The organism is Roseateles sp. P1_C6 (genome assembly GCF_056406315.1).
This window is the reverse complement of record NZ_JBFUAK010000014.1, coordinates 126,288-144,106: the sequence shown is the minus strand read 5'-3', so window position 1 is coordinate 144,106 and position 17,819 is coordinate 126,288. Positions and strand designations below refer to the sequence as shown.

At 71.0% G+C, this 17,819-nt stretch carries 16 protein-coding genes; 2 read left to right on the top strand and 14 right to left on the bottom strand.

What is annotated here, in order from left to right; translation table 11 throughout:
* Nucleotides 1-116 precede the first annotated feature (116 nt).
* Nucleotides 117-2,243, top strand: a complete 2,127-nt coding sequence (locus tag AC1D29_RS27180; RefSeq protein ID WP_477903443.1) for a hybrid sensor histidine kinase/response regulator — start codon at nucleotides 117-119, stop codon at nucleotides 2,241-2,243.
* A gap of 27 nt (nucleotides 2,244-2,270) precedes the next feature.
* On the opposite strand, the gene AC1D29_RS27175 is transcribed toward AC1D29_RS27180, so the two are convergent.
* The 4 genes from AC1D29_RS27175 to AC1D29_RS27160 all read right to left on the bottom strand — a co-directional run bounded on the left by AC1D29_RS27175 (nucleotide 2,271) and on the right by AC1D29_RS27160 (nucleotide 4,443).
* Entirely contained in the window at nucleotides 2,271-2,462 is a 192-nt protein-coding gene (locus AC1D29_RS27175) for a hypothetical protein (protein WP_477903441.1), read from the bottom strand.
* Nucleotides 2,463-2,556: 94 nt separating this feature from the next.
* Entirely contained in the window at nucleotides 2,557-3,135 is a 579-nt protein-coding gene (locus tag AC1D29_RS27170; protein ID WP_477903439.1) for a DUF4337 domain-containing protein, read from the bottom strand.
* 1 nt (nucleotide 3,136) lies between these two features.
* Nucleotides 3,137-3,631 carry a dihydrofolate reductase gene (locus AC1D29_RS27165; protein ID WP_477903437.1) on the bottom strand — a complete coding sequence of 165 codons (495 nt, stop codon included), beginning with the start codon at nucleotides 3,629-3,631 and terminating at the stop codon, nucleotides 3,137-3,139.
* Nucleotides 3,628-4,443 (bottom strand): thymidylate synthase, encoded by an 816-nt coding sequence (locus AC1D29_RS27160; protein WP_477903435.1) that lies wholly within the window; start codon nucleotides 4,441-4,443, stop codon nucleotides 3,628-3,630. Before AC1D29_RS27160 ends, AC1D29_RS27165 begins: the two co-directional genes overlap by 4 nt.
* A gap of 161 nt (nucleotides 4,444-4,604) precedes the next feature.
* Between AC1D29_RS27160 and AC1D29_RS27155 the strand changes: the two genes are divergently transcribed.
* Nucleotides 4,605-5,105: an endonuclease V gene (locus AC1D29_RS27155; protein WP_477903433.1), complete on the top strand. Its 501-nt coding sequence runs from the start codon at nucleotides 4,605-4,607 to the stop codon at nucleotides 5,103-5,105.
* A 16-nt stretch (nucleotides 5,106-5,121) separates the two neighbouring features.
* Here AC1D29_RS27155 and AC1D29_RS27150 read toward each other — a convergent pair whose 3' ends face one another.
* The 10 genes from AC1D29_RS27150 to mutL form a co-directional block, all read right to left on the bottom strand.
* Complete coding sequence (locus tag AC1D29_RS27150; protein ID WP_477903431.1) at nucleotides 5,122-6,933, bottom strand: ABC transporter transmembrane domain-containing protein; 1,812 nt, start codon at nucleotides 6,931-6,933, stop codon at nucleotides 5,122-5,124.
* Nucleotides 6,930-8,078 (bottom strand): DegT/DnrJ/EryC1/StrS family aminotransferase, encoded by a 1,149-nt coding sequence (locus AC1D29_RS27145; RefSeq protein WP_477903429.1) that lies wholly within the window; start codon nucleotides 8,076-8,078, stop codon nucleotides 6,930-6,932. Before AC1D29_RS27145 ends, AC1D29_RS27150 begins: the two co-directional genes overlap by 4 nt.
* A 17-nt stretch (nucleotides 8,079-8,095) precedes the next feature.
* Nucleotides 8,096-9,130, bottom strand: a complete 1,035-nt coding sequence (locus AC1D29_RS27140; protein ID WP_477903427.1) for a lipocalin-like domain-containing protein — start codon at nucleotides 9,128-9,130, stop codon at nucleotides 8,096-8,098.
* On the bottom strand, nucleotides 9,127-11,730 hold the full coding sequence (locus AC1D29_RS27135) for an ABC transporter permease (protein WP_477903425.1): 2,604 nt from the start codon (nucleotides 11,728-11,730) through the stop codon (nucleotides 9,127-9,129). Before AC1D29_RS27135 ends, AC1D29_RS27140 begins: the two co-directional genes overlap by 4 nt.
* Nucleotides 11,720-12,373 carry an ABC transporter ATP-binding protein gene (locus tag AC1D29_RS27130; protein WP_477903423.1) on the bottom strand — a complete coding sequence of 218 codons (654 nt, stop codon included), beginning with the start codon at nucleotides 12,371-12,373 and terminating at the stop codon, nucleotides 11,720-11,722. The genes AC1D29_RS27135 and AC1D29_RS27130 overlap by 11 nt, the downstream gene beginning before the upstream one ends.
* The gene (locus AC1D29_RS27125; protein WP_477903421.1) at nucleotides 12,370-12,579 is read right to left on the bottom strand and encodes a type II toxin-antitoxin system antitoxin; all 210 of its coding nucleotides are present in this window, start codon (nucleotides 12,577-12,579) and stop codon (nucleotides 12,370-12,372) included. The genes AC1D29_RS27130 and AC1D29_RS27125 overlap by 4 nt, the downstream gene beginning before the upstream one ends.
* Before the next feature lie 169 nt (nucleotides 12,580-12,748).
* Nucleotides 12,749-13,633 carry an SPFH domain-containing protein gene (locus tag AC1D29_RS27120; protein ID WP_477903419.1) on the bottom strand — a complete coding sequence of 295 codons (885 nt, stop codon included), beginning with the start codon at nucleotides 13,631-13,633 and terminating at the stop codon, nucleotides 12,749-12,751.
* Nucleotides 13,634-13,705: 72 nt separating this feature from the next.
* Nucleotides 13,706-14,647, bottom strand: coding sequence for a tRNA (adenosine(37)-N6)-dimethylallyltransferase MiaA (gene miaA, locus AC1D29_RS27115; protein ID WP_477903417.1), 942 nt, complete (start codon nucleotides 14,645-14,647; stop codon nucleotides 13,706-13,708).
* A complete protein-coding gene (locus AC1D29_RS27110; RefSeq protein ID WP_477903415.1) occupies nucleotides 14,632-15,957 on the bottom strand; it encodes a pseudouridine synthase in 1,326 nt (441 codons plus the stop codon). Before AC1D29_RS27110 ends, miaA begins: the two co-directional genes overlap by 16 nt.
* 8 nt (nucleotides 15,958-15,965) lie before the next feature.
* On the bottom strand, nucleotides 15,966-17,807 hold the full coding sequence (gene mutL / locus AC1D29_RS27105; RefSeq protein WP_477903413.1) for a DNA mismatch repair endonuclease MutL: 1,842 nt from the start codon (nucleotides 17,805-17,807) through the stop codon (nucleotides 15,966-15,968).
* Nucleotides 17,808-17,819: the final 12 nt, after the last annotated feature.

The following is a 17,819-nucleotide window of genomic DNA, read 5'->3' as shown; positions in this document are numbered from 1 at the left end:
TTTCTTGCCCGACGGGCAGTCAACGCGCGCCGGCAGCCCGGCTAGACTGCCGCGATGCCGGCGGGCGGCGGATGCGCAGGGCCGCCCCGAGAGCAACTACCCAGCGAGGCTTGAGGTTGAATCATGAACGCGTCGAGACGCTGGTCTGGCTGAAAGCGGTCATCGCTGCTGCTGCGGTGCTGCCGATGCTGACGTTTGCAGGCGCCATCTGGTACCTGCATCAGCAGGCAAAGGCGACTGCCGGCTTTCGCATCGAGCGGGCGGCACGCGTCAGCGAAGAGCATGCGCTCAAGGTGTTCGAGACCAACACGGCCCTGCTCAGCCGCACGCTGGACCTGCTGGGCGACCAGCCTGACGTGCAACTGCAGGCCCGCGAGGCGGTGCTGCACGCTCAGTTGCGCCGCATGACCGAGGGGCTGCCGCAAATGCAGGGCATCTACGTCATCGGCTCGGCGGGGCGGATGATCGCCACCGACCGCCGTTTCCCGGCGCCCCGCGACATCGACTACAGCGACCGCGTCAGCTTCAGCCATCACCGCGCCAATGGCGCGCAGCCCTTCATCAGTGAGCTGCTGACCAGCCGTGCCACGGGGGAGCAGTTCTTCGACATGAGCGTGCGCCGGTCGCATGCGGCCGGGCAGTTCGGCGGCACCCTGTCGGCCAGCATGACGCCAAAGTACTTCGCCGAGTTCTACCGCGAGCTGACCGGCAACGACGGGGAGCTCAAGATCGCGCTGCTGCGTGCCGATGGTGCCGTGCTGGCGCGCTGGCCCAAGCCACCGACCGCGAGCGACGTGCCGGGCAAGACCCCTTCGCACATGAAGATCACGGCGACGACCGGCGAGGTGCGTGCCGAACCCGTGTCCCTGCCCGAGGGCGTGAGCGGCCTCCTGGCATCGCGCCAGCTGCGCGGCTACCCGGTCTACGTGGCGACGTGGATAGACGATGCGGCGATCCGCGCCATCTGGCTGCACCAGGCCGCGTTGCTGGCGGCGCTGATGATCCCGGTCACCATCGGGCTCGTGCTGAGCGCGCGCGTCGCCTTGCAGAAGACGCGGCGCTCCCTGGAAGCGGCTGAAAAGCTGCGAGTCGAGGTCCGCCAGCGCGAGCAGGTCGAGGAGACGTTGCGGCAGGCACAGAAGCTGGAGGCGATGGGACGCCTGACCGGCGGCGTGGCGCACGACTTCAACAATCTGCTGATGATCGTCAGCAACAGCCTCTACATCCTCGCCAGGCTGCACCCGCAACTGCAGGGTAGCCGGCCCATGGCGTCGATCGAACACGCCATCGCCTCCGGCGCCAAGCTGACGCGGCAACTGCTGTCGTTCTCACGCCGCCAGCCATTCCGGCCCGAGATCATCCGGCTCCAGGAGCGCCTGCCGGCGATCCTGGAGCTGGTGCGGCCGGCGCTGGGCGCGTCGGTGCCCGTGGCCGGCGAGGTGGCGCCCCTCACCGCGCCCATCGAGGTGGACGTGGCCGAGTTGGAACTGGCGCTGCTGAACCTTGCCATCAACGCCAAGGATGCGATGCCCGGCGGCGGCAAGCTGCAGATCGAGGCCGCCGACGCGACTGCCGCAGAGGTGCCCACCGGGCTGACCGGGGCGTTCGTGCGCGTGACCGTCAGCGATGAAGGCGAGGGCATCAGCGCCGAGGATCTCGCGCGGGTCTTCGAACCCTTCTTCACGACCAAGCCCGCGGGCCATGGCACCGGCCTGGGGCTGAGCCAGGTCTACGGCTTCTGCCAGCGCGCCGGTGGAGCGGTCCACATCGTCAGCCGCGAAGGTGAGGGCACGCAGGTTCAACTCTTCTTTCCCGCGCGCAGCCAGGTGCCCAGCGAGGCGGCCGCGCAGGAGATTGCGCCACGCAAGACACTGACGTTGAGCGTGCTGCTGGCTGAGGACAACCTCGACGTGGCCAGCGCGAGCGTGGCGGTGCTCGAGTCGCTGGGGTGCACGGTGCATCACGCCGTCAACGGCGACGAGGCCCTGCAGGCGCTGCAGCGCAGTGCCGACCGCTACGACCTGCTGCTGAGCGACATCGTGATGCCGGGCAACTTGAACGGTCTCGCGCTGGCGCGCCACGTCCTGAGTGCCTTCCCGCGGCTGCCGGTGCTGTTGATGAGTGGCTACTCGGAATCCGCGGCCGAGGCGGGTGCGCTGGGGCTCGACGTCGTGCCCAAGCCCTGCACGCCGGCGACGCTGGTTGCCGCCATGGAAAAGGCCTTGGGCCGCGCGAGCGCCTGATCCCGGAGCCGCGCAGGCCGTTGGGTGTCAGCGTTGCCTGCGCCGTGTCGCAGGCGCACCGGCGCGACCGCCTTCCTTCTGGTTCGCCAGCATCTCGCGGATGCGGTGCAAGGTGACCCGGATGACGTGGACCTGCGCAGCCGCCGGAAACGACACAGGCTGGACGGGTGCGGCTTCGGCAATCTCAGCCAGACGGGAGCATGGGAATGCATGCGTCATGGTGGTCTCCGATCTCCTGGAGAGCCCATGATCCAAGGGCAGCGATGGCCTGTTTGTAGGACGCCATCGGGTCCTCGGGTGCGCGTGCGTCCACTCAGAGATGCAGCCAGGCCGCGCCGCCCAGCGCGATGCCGATGGCGCCGGCGGCCAGCGTGGCGGCTTCCATCCAGCGCTTCTTGGTCAGCAGCGTGATGGCGGCCAGCGCGATGGAGATCTGCAGCGCCGTCGTGGCCTGGGCCCAGCGGTGGTGCAGGTGCATCTGCTCGCCGCTCTGCTCGTCAAAGTGCTTGGACTCGGCCTCCAGCTTCTCGGCCGCGGCCTTGATCTCGGCTTTTTCCTTCTCGTAGCGGGCGATCTTGTCGCGGTATTTGGCCTTCTGCTCTTCGTTGTTGCTCAGGTCCAGCGCCAGCTCGGACAGGTTCTGCTTGCTGCTCTTGGCCTGGTAGTAGTTCCACTGGTTGCTGGCCTCGGTCTTGCGGATGGCCGCGTCGTTCTTGTAGAGGCCGGCGTTGGCCTGCGTGGCGCCCCCCATGTACGAGAAGAACGCGCCGACGGTGGCGAGGATGGCCGTGATGACGGCCAGCTGGCCGGCAAAGCCCTTGGGCTCGTGCTGGGCCGCGTGCTCCAGCTCGTGGTCATGCGGGCCGTGGACGTGGAAGCCACCTGAAGACATATCAAGAATCCTTGAGAACGTAGTCGACGAAATCGAAGCGAACGCCGGCGGCGCTGGTGCGCGTCTCGCGGGCGGCTTCGGTGAATTGATCCCGCGGCCAGGCGGGGAAATGCCGGTCCGCGTCGGGGAAGGCGGCATCGACTTCGGTCAGTGCCAGCTTGTGGGCCCGGGGCAGGGCCAGCGCGTAGATCTCGCCGCCACCGATGACGCAGACTTCGGGGTCGACGCAGGCCGCAAGCGCCGCGTCCAGGCTGCCGAAGACCTCGGCGCCGGGCAGGTCGGTCGCGCGGCGGCTGACGACAAGGTTGCGCCGCCCTGGCAAGGGGCGGAACTTAGCCGGTATCGAGTCCCAGGTCTTGCGGCCCATGACCACGGGCTTGCCCATGGTCAGCGCCTTGAAGCGCGCCATGTCCTCGGGCAGATGCCACAGCAGCGCGTTGTCGCGGCCGATGGCGCCGTCGCGTGCCACCGCCGCGACCAGCGTGATGCGGCTCATACCGCCACCGGCGCCTTGATCGCCGGATGTGGGTCGTAGCCGCTCAGCTCGAAGTCCTCGTACTCGTAGTCGAAGATGGACGCCGGCCTGCGCTTGATCGTCATCGTCGGGTAGGCGCGCGGCTCGCGGGCCAGCTGGGTCTGCACCTGCTCCACGTGGTTGTCGTAGATGTGGCAGTCGCCGCCGGTCCAGATGAAGTCGCCGAGCTGCAGGTCGCATTGCTGGGCCAGCATCATCGTCAGCAGCGCGTAGGACGCGATGTTGAAGGGCACGCCCAGGAAGATGTCGGCGCTGCGCTGGTAGAGCTGGCAGCTGAGCTTGCCGTCGGCCACGTAGAACTGGAAGAACGCGTGGCAGGGCATCAGCGCCATCTTGGGCAGGTCGGCCACGTTCCAGGCGCTGACGATGATGCGGCGCGAGTCCGGGTTGGACTTCAGCGTCTTGATGACGTCGGCGATCTGGTCGATGTGCCCGCCGTCCGGCGTCGGCCAGCTGCGCCATTGCACGCCGTACACCGGGCCGAGGTCGCCGTCCGCGCGCGCCCACTCGTTCCAGATCGTCACGCCGCGCTCCTGCAGCCACTTGACGTTGCTGTCGCCGCGCAGGAACCACAGCAGCTCCAGCACGATGGACTTCAGGTGCACCTTCTTGGTCGTCACCAGCGGGAAGCCCTGGGCCAGGTCGAAGCGCATCTGGTGGCCGAACACGCTGCGCGTGCCGGTGCCGGTGCGGTCGCTCTTTTGCACGCCATGCTCGAACACATGGCGCATGAAGTCTTCGTATTGCTGGGGAGGGCGGGGCGGGGTGCTCATGGCGCCATTCTCCGACAGGCGATGAATGCCCCGCGGCGCCCAGCCCCTGCAGGAGCCCACGTGGACCGGTTGGCATGTCGATGGCTCCGGCCTTGCCTGTCGGCTCAGCCTCCGGCACGTGATGACCGAGACTGCGAGAAAGATCGCACTCAACATCCTTCATGAAACTCGCCATCGCTGTTCATATCAACGGCGCGCAAGCGCAAGCCGCTGCCGTCGCGTTCGACGCCTGGGATGCGTCGGAAGCGACGAAGACGTACCTGTCGCACATCGCCCATGTCGAGAAGCCCGAGCGCGGGGAACTCGACCTCCGCGAGCTGCCCTGCGTGATGCAGCTGCTGCGCGAGCACAAGCTGGAACCGGAGCTCATCCTCATCGACGGTTTCGTCCATCTCGATGGTGATGAAACACCGGGCCTGGGCCAGCACCTGTTTCAAGCCCTGGGCGGCACCACGCCAATCGTCGGCGTCTCCAAGACGAGCCGGCCTGGCCTGTCAACGCAATTCGAGGTGATGCGAGAAGAGGAGACGAAGCCGCTGATCGTCACGTGCGTGGGCCTCGACATCGGCGCGGCCAAGGCGCGCCTGCGTGCGATGCACGGCCGCAAGCGCGTTCCCACGCTCATGAAGCTGGTGGCTCGCCTGGCGAAGAGCGCGGACTGACCCGCGCGCTTGAAGCTCAGTCCTTGGCGTCGGACTCGGTCTCGGCCTTCAGCCCAAACTGCATCGCCGCCAACTTCGCATACAGCCCACCGCGCGCGACAAGTTCGTCGTGGCGGCCGATGTCGACGATGCGGCCAGCATCCAGCACCACGATGCGGTCGGCCTTCTGGATCGTCGCCAATCGGTGCGCGATGACCAGCGTCGTGCGGTGCTGCATGGCCGCTTCCAACGCGGCCTGCACGACGCGTTCGCTTTCGGCGTCCAGCGCGCTGGTGGCTTCGTCCAGCAACAGCAGCGGCGGGTTTTTCAGCATCGCGCGGGCGATGCTGATGCGCTGGCGCTGGCCGCCCGACAGTCGCACGCCGCGTTCGCCCAGGAAGCTGGCATAGCCCTCGGGCAGCGCGCGTATGAAGTCGTCGGCAAACGCAGCCTTGGCTGCGGCGATGACTTCGTCGTCCGTCGCGCTGGGGCGGCCGTAGCGGATGTTTTCCATCGCCGTTGTCGAGAAGATGACGCTGTCTTGCGGCACCAGGCCGATGTTGGTGCGCAGGTCGGCCAGGCTCAGCTCGCGCGTGGGCACGCCGTTCAGGCGGATCTGGCCCGACTGCGGGTCATAAAAGCGCAGCAACAGCTGGAACACCGTCGTCTTGCCGGCGCCGCTGGGGCCTACCAGCGCCACGGTCTCGCCCGGCTGCACCGTCAGCGACAAGCCGTCCAGCGCCGCCGTCAGCGGCCGCGACGGGTAGTGGAAGCCGATCGCGTCGAACTCCACGCGGCTGCCGCCGGTGGCGGTGCTCAGCGCTTTCGGCGTTGCCGGGTCGGCCACTGGCGAGCGGGCGTCCATCAGCTCGACGAGGCGCTCCGTGGCGCCGGCCGCGCGCAGCACGTCACCCCAGACCTCGGCCAGCACGGCCACGCTGCTGACCAGCAGCGTCACGTAGACCACCGTCTGCCCCAGGTGACCCGCGCTGATCTTGCCGGCGATGACGGCCTGCGTGCCCTGGTACAGCCCCCACAGCATGGCGCCGAAGACGGCGGTGATGATGAAGGCCACCATGAAGCTGCGCACGCGGGTGCGCTTGCGGGCGGTGTCGAAAGCCTCTTCGCTGGCGGCGGAGAAGCGCCGGCTCTCGGCCTGCTCCTGCGTGTAGCTCTGCACGACGGTGACGGCGTTCAGCACCTCGGCGGCGATGGCCGAGGTGTCGGCCACGCGGTCCTGGCTGGCGCGCGACAGCTTGCGCACGCGCCGGCCGAAGTACAGCGCCGGCGCGACGATGAGCACCAGGATGCCCAGCACCTGGCCCATCACATAGGGGTTGGTGATGACCAGCATCGCCAGCGCGCCGATGCCCATGACCATGTTGCGCAGGCCCATGGACAGGCTGGAGCCGACGACGGTCTGCACGACGGTCGTGTCGGTGGTGATGCGGCTCAGCACCTCGCCGGTCTGCGTCGTCTCGAAGAATTCAGGGCTCTGGCGCAGCACGTGCTTGTAGACGGCGTTGCGCAGGTCGGCCGTCAGCCGTTCGCCCAGCCACGTGACCATGTAGAAGCGCGATGCCGAGAACACGCCCAGCGCCACGCCGACGCCGAACATCGCCAGGAAATGCTCGCGCAGCGCCATCAGCCGCTCGCCGGGGTTGGCCGCGCCGAAGCCGGCGTCGATGAGGCCGCGCAGCGCAATGGGGAAGGCCAGCGTGGCCAGCGCGGCCAGTACCAGCAGCACCAGCGCCAACACGATGCTGCCGCGGTAGGGGCGCAGGAAGGGCGCCAGGCCGCTGAGGGAGCGGGCTTGCTTGGACGCGGGGCGATCGGTGGTGGCACTCATGAGGTCAGGGTTCGGTTCAGCACGGCGCAGGTGTGGGCAAGCATGGGCTCGCTCAAGTCCTGGTGGCAGAGCAGTTGCAACACATGGGTGCGCCAACGCGCGCCATGGTCGTCGTGGAAGGCGGGCACGCCAGGCCAGACCCGGTCCCAGCGGAACACCGCGCAACCGGCGGCACGCAGCGCGGCATAGACGGGCTCCGGCTCATCGACCCACAGCGGCATCACATAAGGCGCCGCCTGCGCGGGCAGCGCGCCCAGCAGCGGGCGGGCGCCGGGCAGTTGTTGCGTGGCGCGGTACAGCGTGTCGTAGTGGGCGCGGCGGCGGGCGACGATGCGCCCGCGCGGCAGGCCGAAGAGGCGGCGCGTCAGCGCGGGCGGCGCCTGCTCGCTGCGGGCGAGGTCGCAGTCGACCATCATCTCGGCCTCGCTCATGTCGCGCGGCGTGCCGGGCGACGACGGCGGGCGCGGCGGGCCGTTCTTCAGGCGGAAGAGGCCGCGCAAGGCAGTGTTCAATCCGGTCAGGCGGTCCTGTTCGCTGGCGCGCTCCAGCAGGTCCACCCAGGCCTTGACCTGCTGCTCGGCGCCGGCGGGCTGCAGTGCCTGCGCGGGCAGCGGTCGGGCCGACGCCAGCAGGCCGCCTTCGGACACCGGGAAGAATTTGGACACGCTGGCCGTTGCCAGGTCGCCCCAGTGGCCCACGGGCCGCTCGCCGGCCTGGCCGAAGAAGCTGTGCGCGCAGTCCTCCACCAGCGCGATGCCGCGTGCGTCGCACCAGGCTCGCACGGCCGCCAGCGAGCGCGGCAGGCCGAACAGTTGCGCCACGACGACGGCCCGTGTGCGCGGCGCGGGTTCGATCGCGTCCAGCGCCGGCAGACCGTCCGGCCCCAGCGGGTAGAACTGCACCGCCGCACCCGCCGCGCGCAGCGGCGCCACCAGCGTGGGGCAGTGGTAGCTGGGGGCCAGCACGCTGTCGCCGGGCTGCACGCCCAGCGCCTTCAGCGCCGCGAAGAGCGCCGCGCGTCCGCTGGTCAGCAGCCGTTGGTGGGGCAGGTCGTCGACGGCGGGCAGGCCGGCGGCGCGCGGTCCGCCGAGGTTGTCCCAGCCGAACGTGGGGCGCGTGGGCTGGCGGGCGAGATGTGAGGCCATGGGGCGCGGATTGTGGGCTACAGAAGTGGCGGTCTGCCTGCGTAGCCCGTCAGCTCCAGGTAGCCGGCGCCCAACGGCCGTTTTTCGCGGTCGAACAGCCGAGCCACACCTTCCCAGTAGACCAGGCCGCTGCTGCGCCTCGCGTCGATCTCCTGGGCGTCGAACGCCGCCGCCAGCAGCATCTCGCCGGCGGGGCTCTGCAGCCGCCACTCGACGGGCCAGCGCGCGCCGGTGGTCGGGCTGGTCCAGTGCCGCGTGGGCGTCATCTGCACGTCGCCTGGCGCGAAGCTGCGGTCGGCCTGGCCCGGCCTGCGCAGGCTACCGCCGGCCCAGTCGCGGCTGCCATCCTTACGGCGCAGCTGGAACAGCGTCAGCGCGCCGCCGTCGTGCAGGTTGATGCCCAGCCAGTCCCAGCCGACGGCGCTGCCCAGCACGCTGTCGCTCCATTCATGGTCCAGCCAGCCGCGGCCGGCGAGGCTGTGGCGCTGGCCGTCCAGCATCAGCGCGGCCTGCGTGGCGAGCTGGGGGCGGGAGTAGTAGTGGCTGAACTGCGCCGGGTTGGTGCCCTTGCGCGACAGGCCCGCGTCGCCCTGCAGCAGCGGCAGCTCGGGCGTGGTCAATTCCAGCTCCAGGCTGAAGCCGGGCCCGCTGAAGGCGGCGCGGTGGCCGTCGCCATCGCGCTTGAGCATCCAGTCGCGCAGCTTCAGGTCGCAGTCACCCACCGTGGCGTGGACGGCGCCGGGCAGCGCGCGCAGCAGGCGCTGGCCATGACGCTGCCGCTTGGCCGCCAGGTCGGACAGCGCCACATGGCCCAGGATGAGTTGCCGGGCCGCGAGCGCGCTGGGGTGCTCGGCGTCGGCCGGGCCGGGCAGGCGGAAGAAGGTCAGCTGGTAGCCGAAACGGGGTGGCGCGCCGTCGCGGTCGCCGAGCAGCCCGGTCAGGTACCACCATTCGATGGCCTGCAGCGGGTGGGCGCCGAAGTCCGCGGGGAAGTTCAGCGCCGCCCGCACGGGCAGCGGCAGCGCGGCGAGCAGCAGCGTGCGGCGCTTCATGCGTCGTCCCTCACGGCGCGCACCGCGTCGGCGCCCAGCGCGCGCCGGCCGGCCAGCAGCGAGGCACCGACGGCGGCCGCGAAGGCCAGGCCCACGAGCGCGGCGAGGCGGGCGAGCGGCAAGTGCATCTCCATGCTCCAGTGAAAGCTCTGCGGGTTGACGACGTAGACCAGCACCACGCTCAGGCCCAGGCCCAGCGCCAGCCCGGCCAGTGCGCCGGCGCCGCCTTGCAGGCTGGCCTCGATGAGCAGCAGCCGCATCAGCTGGCGCCGCGACAGGCCCAGGTGGCGCAGCAGGCCGAACTCGCGCTTGCGCGCCAGCGCCTGCGCCGACTGACTGGCGATGACGCCGAACAGCCCCACCGCCAGCGCCACGGCCTGCAGCCACAGCGTGATGGCGAAGCTGCGGTCGAACAGCTGCAGCGACAGCGCGCGCAGCTCGCCCGCGGCGGCCATCTCGGCGTCGTCCTGGGCCAGCTTGCGCACAGCCGCACGCGTGTCGTCCAGGGTCTGGCCCGGCGCCAGCCACAATGCCATCTCGGTCGACGTCGCGTCGTCGCTGGCGCGGCGGTAGTCGGGCAAGGCCATCCACAGCGCCGTGCTCTGGCGGGAGTAGTCGCGCCAGATGCCGCGCACCTGCAGCTTGACGACGCGGCCGCTGTCGACCAGCTCGGCCTGGAAGACGCGGCCAGGCCTGAGCCCGTCGCGGTCCCTCGCGGCCTCGTTGACCCACACGGCATACGCGTCGGCCGCGGCAGCGCCGGTCCAGCGCTCGACCAGCGGCAGGCTGCCGGTGGCCATCTCGCGCGCGGTCAGCGCCACCGCGTCGGCGCCGGGCGCCAGGCGCAGCCGCGTCGTGCGTTGCGGCGCGGTGCGCGCAACCTGGGGCAGGCGGCCGATGGCATCCAGCAGCGCCGGTGGCAGCGCGGCGGGCAGGCCGTCGGCGCCGCGCAGCGTGCTGCGCACGTACAGGTCGGCCGGCAGCGCGTCGTCCAGCCAGCGCAGCAGCGACTCGCGGAAGCTGCCGATCATGACCGTCATCGCGACCGCCAGTGCCAGTGCGACGAGCACACCGGCCAGCGAGCGGCGCGCCTCGGTCGCCTGGTCGCGGCTGCGTTCGCGGGCCAGCAGCAGCAGCGCCCCTGATCCGCGGGTTGCCGGCAGTCGTGCCAGCCCCGCGCCCAGCCCGCGCACCAGCGCCGGCACCAGCGCCAGCCCGCCCATCAGCAGGCACAGCATGGACAGGTAGGCGGCGATGGGCGTGTCGCCCCCCGTGCCCAATTTCAGCGGCGGCAGCCAGGCCAGCGCCGCACCCAGGGCCAGCAGCGTGAGGCCCGCCCAGGCCGGCAGCGTGCGGCTGGCGGGCAGGCCCAGGCCCTTCAGCACCAGGGCGGGCGCGATGCGGCGCACCGTCAGCGCCGGCGCCAGCGCGGCCACCAGCGCCGCGGCCAGGCCCAGCGCGGCGTAGACGACGGCCGGCAGCAGCAGCGGCTGATTGAACAGCAGCTCGGCCGACGAATCGCTGGCGCCGTGCAAGCCCAGGTCGCTGCCCAGCAGTTTCAGCGCCGCCGCCGCGAGCCCCAGGCCCAGCACCAGGCCGGCCGCCGTGCCCAGCACGCCGATGACCAGGCCCTCGATCAGGATCAGCCGCCAGCGCATGCGCGCCGACACGCCCAGCACGCCCACCAGCGCCCACTGCGGCAGGCGCTGCGCGGTGGCCAGCGACAGCACCGCGTAGACCAGGAAACTGCCCGTGAACAAGGCCATCAGCGCCAGCAGGCCGAGGTTGACGCGGTAGGCGCGCGTCAGGTCGGCCAGCCTCGCGCCTTCGTCGTCGGGCGGCGCGGCCCGCCAGCGTGCGGGCAGGCGGGCGATCCAGGCGGCGGCATCGACGCCGGGCACCAACTGCACGTCGATGCGGTCCAGCGCGCCGAGCCGGCCGAACAAGGCCTGCGCGTCGGCAATGTCGATGACGCCCAGCGGCGTGCTGCCGGCAGCCACACGGCCGCCGATGGTCAGCTCGATGTCGCGCGGCGTGGCGCTGCCGGGCACGGGCAGGCGCAGTTTCAGCGTTGTCGCGTCGGCCGGCAGCAGCGTGCGTGCGGCGGCATTCAGGTGCACGGTGTTCGCACCCAGCAACGCGGCCCAGCCGCCTTCCACCTGGGGCAGCAGTTCTGGCGCGAGGGGGCGCGCCCCGGCGGCGGAGGCCAGGAGCGCCAGCGGGTCCAGGCCGATCAGACGGATGGACAGCGCGCGGCCGTCGCGGCCGGCCTGGCCGGGCCACAGCGCCTGGGCTTCCAGCACCGGACTGGCCGCGGCCACGTCGCTGCGGTTCAGCAGCTCGGCCAGGTCGGCATCGGTCAGCGGGCCGGCGCGGGCGCGCAGCACGATGTCCGGCTGGCCGTTGACGCCGCGCGCCGCACGGGCGAATTCGGTCAGCGCCGCACCGTTGAGCAGGTGCACGCCGAAGGCCAGCGCCACGCCCAGCATGACGGCCACGATGGCCAGCAGCACGCGGCCGGGCTGGTCGCGCCACGCGGGCCAGCAGAAGTGGCGCCACAGGGTCATGCGTGAGGTCTCGCGGCCGGTCTCATGCGGCATGCAGGCCGTTCGCGTCCAGCCGCAGCCGACGGTCCGCCGCCTCGGCCGCGCGCTCCGAATGCGTGACCAGCAGGCAGGCCGCGCCCGCCTCGTGCGTGCAGCGGCGCAGCAGGTCCAGCACCTCCACGGCATGCCGTGCATCGAGGTTGCCGGTGGGTTCGTCGGCCAGCACCAGCCGCGGCCGGTGCACCAGCGCGCGCGCAATCGCCACACGCTGCAGCTGACCGCCCGACAGCTGGCGCGGCATGCGTGCGCCGAGGTGGGCGAGGTCGACGGCGGCCAGCATCTGCTGCACGCGGCCGTCGTCGCGCTGGCCCAGCAGCCGCAGCGGCAGCGCGACGTTGTCGGCCACGCTCAGGTGCGGCAGCAGGTGAAAGGCCTGGAAGACGAAGCCCAGTTGCTGACGCCGCAATGCCGAACGTGCGTCATCGTCCATGGCGCGCAGGTCCTGCCCGGCAAGCTGGATGCTGCCCGCATCGGCCTCGTCCAGCCCCGCCAGGCAGTTCAGCAGCGTGGACTTGCCGCTGCCGGATTCGCCCAGCAGCGCGACGATTTCGCCGGGGGCGAGATCGAGGTCCACGCCGGAAAAAACCGCGACCTCACCATAGGACTTGGACAGCCCGCGTGCACTCAGAAGACTCATGCGCTGGATTCTGGGTCACTGCGTGAGGAGGCCGCGCGACCCTTGGGCGGCGCGAGCTTGATGCCGCGCCGGCTCAAGGCCTCACGCAGCAACAGCTCGGCCTGCGCATTGGCGCTGCGCAGCTCCATCGCCGCGAGCCGCTCGACCTCGGCCCACAGTGCAGGGTCTACGCGCAGCGGGAAGGACTTCTTGTCGGGGCTGGCCATCAGTCAAACACTTGAATGCCGCCGTCGTATGGCGGGACTGGCGCCGGGCCGCTCCCAAGCCGGCCCGCGTTGGCGATGTGCTTGCCGGTCGCGCCAGCAAGCATCGCCGTCCCCTCGGGGGACCGACTGGGCTTGCGCGCGTTCAGCGCCGCGGGGCCGGGCGAGGGGCTCACGTGTACAGCGTGCCGGTGTTGACCACCGGCTGCGTCTCGCGGTCGGAGCACAGCACGACCAGCAGGTTGCTGACCATGGCCGCCTTGCGCTCGTCGTCCAGCACGACGATCTGGCGTTCGCTCAGACCTTGCAGCGCCGTCTCCACCATGGTCACCGCGCCCTGCACGATCTTGGCCCGGGCGCCGATGATGGCCTCGGCCTGCTGGCGGCGCAGCATGACCTGGGCGATTTCCGGCGCGTAGGCGAGGTGGCTGATCTTGGCGTCCAGCACGTCCACGCCGGCATCGGCGAAGCGGGCCTGCAGCTCGGCGCGCAGCGCCAGCGCCACGGCGTCCTGGCCGCCGCGCAGCGTCACGCTGGTCTCGCTGGCGTCGTCCGAATGGTCGTAGGCGTAGCAGGCGGCCAGGTGGCGGATGGCGGCCTCGGCCTGCACGCGCACATAGGCCTCGTAGTCGTCCACCTGGAACAGCGCCTGCGCGGTGTCGCGCACCCGCCAGACGACCACGGCGGCGATCTCGATGGGGTTGCCGCGCTGGTCGTTGACCTTCAGCACCGGCGCATTGAGGTTGCGGTCGCGCAGGGAGATGCGCTTCTTCAGCGAGAAGGGGTTGGCCCAGCGCAGGCCCGCGCCGCGGTCGCTGCCGATGTAGGCGCCGAACAGCGTCAGCGCGGCCGCCTGGTTGGGGTTGAGCATGTACAGGCCCGCCAGCACCAGCACGCCGGCCAGCACCAGGGGCAAGCCGTAGATGGGCAGGCCGCGCGTCAGCGCCAGCACGCCCAGTCCGCCGAGGGCCAGGCCCACCACGGCCATCAGATAGCCATTGCCGGAGCGGGCGGGGCGCTCGGCCACGGTGACGCGCGACGGAGAGGGGTTGACCATGGTTGGACCTGTCTCAAAAGTGAATCAAAGTGATATCACTTTAGCGGTGTCTCGAAAGGGTTGCAAGGGAAATCAACCGAACAGGCGCTGCAGGCCCGCAAGCAGCTCGGGCGTGGGCTGCGGTCCGTCGCAGGCGATAACGCGGCGCTGCGGCATGCTGCGCAGCCAGGTGATCTGGCGCTTGGCGAGCTGGCGGGTGGCCGCGATGCCGCGCGCCGGCAGGTCCTTGAAGTCGTTGGCATCCAGCGCCTCCCAGGTCTGGCGGTAGCCGACGCAGCGCATGGACGGCAGCGCCAGGCTCAGGTTGCCGCGGGCGCGCAAGGCCTTGACCTCGTCGACCAGGCCCTGGGCCAGCATCTGCTCGAAGCGCTGGGCCAGGCGGGCGTGCAGCCAGCCGCGGTCTACGGGCTCCAGCGAGAACAGCGGCCAGTCGACGCCCTTCATGTCGTCGTCCTGGCGCGACGCGGCATGCAGCGCACTGAGCGGCTGGCCGGTCAGGCGGATCACCTCCAGCGCGCGCTGGATGCGCTGGCTGTCGTTGGGCGCCAGGCGAGCGGCGGTGATGGGGTCAAGGCTTGCCAGCTCGGCATGCATCGCCGGCCAGCCGCGCTCGGCCGCCTCGGCGTCGATGGCGGCGCGCAGTTCGGCATCGGCCTGCGGCAGCGTCGACAGGCCATCGAACAGCGCCTTGAAGTACAGCATGGTGCCGCCCACCAGCAGCGGCAGCCGGCCGCGCGCGCTGATCTCGGTAGCCAGTCGCTTCGTGTCGCGCACGAACTCGGCGGCGGAGTAGCTGTCCGTCGGGTCGAGGATGTCGATCAGGTGATGCGGCACGGCGGCCTGCTCGGCGGCCGTGGGCTTGGCCGTGCCGATGTCCATGCCGCGATACACCAGCGCCGAGTCAACACTGATGATCTCGACCGGCAGCACCTCGGCGATCGCCAGCGCCGCCGCCGTCTTGCCGCAGCCGGTCGGGCCGGCCAGGCAAATCGGTGTGTTCAGAACTTCTCCCATGGAGCGAGATAGCGCCACTGCCCAACCGGCAGATGGCCCAGCGGGATGCGGCCGATGCGCACGCGCTTCAGGCCCACGACCTTCAAGCCGACCAGCTCGCACATGCGGCGGATCTGGCGCTTCTTGCCCTCGCGCAGCACGAAGCGCAGCTGCTGCTCGTTCTGCCAGCTGACCTTGGCGGGCTTGAGCGCCTCGCCGTCCAGCTCCAGGCCGTGGTTGAGCAGCGCCAGCTTGTTGTTCGACAGCGCGGCGTTGGGCAGCGTGCCTTCGGGCACCGGGTCGGCACCGGGCAGGCCCACGTACTCCACGCGGACGAGGTATTCCTTCTCGACGTCGGAGTCCTCGCCGATCAGCACGCGGGCGATGCGGCCGTCCTGTGTCAGCACCAGCAGGCCGGTGGAGTCGATGTCCAGCCGCCCGGCGGGCGCCAGGTTGCGGTGGTGGCCGGCGTTGGGCTTGATGCCGGACGCGTCTTCCGTCCAGCGGTTCTCGGGCTGGAACAGCACCACGGCCGGCTCGTAGCCGTCCTCGGCCTGGCCGGAGACGTAGCCGATGGGCTTGTGCAGCAGCACCGTGACGAGCGACGCCTGCTGCTGGCGTGCGGCGGGGTCGATGTCGATCTGCGCGTCCGGCAGCACGCGCTGCCCCAGCACGGCGACCTTGCCGTTCACGCGCACCCAGCCGGCGGCGATCCACTCGTCGGCCTCGCGGCGCGACGCCAGCTTCAGCTCGCTCATGCGCTTGGACAGGCGCTCGCCGTCCTCGGCGTCGATCTCGCGGGCGGGGCTCAGGCGGCGCTGCGGACGCGGCGGCGGCTCGAAGCCGGGGCCGCGGTTGGACGCGCGGCGCTGGTCGACCCGCGGCGGGCGGTCGTCGCGCGGGCGGTCGGCGGGGCGCTCGTCGCGGTGCTCGTTGCGCCGCACCGGTTCACCGCGCTGCGGCGAGCGGTCGGGGTTGAATCCAGCGGGTTTGGGACCGGGGCGGCCCTGGCGTTCATCGCGCGGCCGGTCGGGGCGCTCGTCGCGCCGGAAGGGCTCGCTGCGCTGCGGCGGGCGCTCGGGCTTGAAGCCGCCCGGCTTGGGACCGGGCCGGGCCGCGCGTTCGTCCCGCTGGGGTGCCGGCCGCTCGTTGCGCTGCGCCTGAGCCTTCTGGAACTGCTCCTCGCGCTCGGCCCGTTCGGCCTGCGCCTTGGCCAGCGAGGGCCGGGGTTTGGAGACGCCCTTGCCGCGCAGCGGCGCACGCTTCTCGCCCTCGGCGTTGCGGGTCTTAGCGGCGGGCTTGGGTTTGCCCTTCAGGGTGATGGTGGCCATAACGGGCTTCAGCGGCCTCTCAAAAATAGGGCGTCCAGCTCGCGCATGTCGAGCTGTCGCCAGGTGGGGCGGCCGTGGTTGCACTGGTCGGCGCGTTCGGTCGCTTCCATGTCGCGCAGCAGCGCGTTCATCTCGTCCAGGGTCAGCTGCCGGTTGGCGCGCACGGCGCCGTGGCAGGCCATGGTGGCCAGGATCTCATGCTGGGCGCGCTGCAGCACCGAGCTGGCGTCGAACTGCGCCATCTCGGCCAGCAGCTCGCGCGTCAGCGCGACCAGGTCGCTGGCGGCTAGCAGCGCCGGGCGCGAGCGCACGGCCAGCGTGCGGGCGGACAGCGGCGCCACGTCAAGGCCCAGCTGGGTCAGCGTGGCGGCATGCTGCTCGGCGGCCGCCACTTCCTCGGCCGTGGCGGCAAAGCTGATAGGGATCAGCAGCGGCTGGCTCTCGATCTGCGTCGCGCCCAGCTTGGCCTTGAGCCGCTCGTAGACGACGCGCTCATGGGCCGCGTGCATGTCGACGATGACCAGGCCTTGCTTGTTCTCCGCCAGGATGTAGACACCCTGGATCTGCGCGATGGCGCGGCCCAGCGGCCAGTCCTGGTCGGGCAGCTTGAGCGTGGGCACGACCGCGCCGGTGGGCGAGGGCGCCGGCGGCTGTGCCTGACCCGGATCCCACAGCGTCTCGTGCTCGACGAGGGACAGCCGCACCTGCTCGGCCGAGGCGGGCACCGGCGGCACATAGCCCGTGTAGCTGGGGCGCGACTCGGCGACGTAGAGCGTGGCCGGCATCGTCGGCTCGAAGGCCAGCGGCGACAGCACCGAGTCGGGGCCGGCCGGGTCGGCGCTGCGCGACTGGGCCAGGGCTTCGACAAAGGCGCGGCGCACGGATTGGTGGATGGCGCGGCCGTCGCGGAAGCGCACCTCGATCTTGGTCGGGTGCACGTTCACGTCCACCAGCTCGGGTGCGATCTCGATGAACAGCACATAGCTGGGCTGGCGCTGGCCGTGCAGCACGTCCTCGTAGGCCGAGCGTATGGCGTGGCTGATGAGCTTGTCGCGCACGTAGCGGCCATTGACCCAGACGTACTGCTGGTCGGCGCGCGAGCGCGCGGCCTCGGGCAGCCCGGCGCGACCGGTCAGGGCCAGCGGGCCGAAGCTGAGCCCGAAAGGGCGGCTCTCGGCAATGAAGTCTTCGCCCAGCACATCGCTGATGCGTTGCTCGCTGGATGCCGCGCGCCATTGGTCGACCAGCTTGCCCTCGTGCCAGATCGCAAAGCCCACATCAGGCCGTGCCAGCGCATGGCGGCGCACGGCCTCCACGCAGTGGGCCAGCTCGGTCGAATCGGTCTTCAGGAACTTGCGGCGCGCGGGCGTGGCGAAGAACAGTTCGCGCACCTCCACGCTGGTGCCGCGCGACCGGGCCGCGGCCGACAGCTCGCCGCTGCGGGCGTCCAGGCGGTGGGCGTGGTTGGCGTCGGCCGTGCGGCTGGCGACCGACATCTCCGACACCGAGGCGATGGCGGCCAGCGCCTCGCCGCGAAAGCCCATGGTCGCGACCGACTCCAGCTCGTTCAGCGAGGCGATCTTGCTCGTGGCGTGGCGCTTGAGCGCCAGCGGCAGCTGCGCCACGGGGATGCCGCAGCCGTCGTCCTCGACGACGATGCCGCGCACGCCGCCGGCCATCAGCTTGACCAGCACGTTGCGCGCGCCGGCGTCCAGCGCGTTGTCCACCAGCTCGCGCACGACCGACGCCGGGCGCTCGACGACCTCGCCGGCGGCGATCTGGCTGATCAGCTCATCGGGCAGTTCGCGGATGGCGCGGGAAGCGGGAACCTCGGGCAGGGGGGAATCCATCCCGGTGATTAT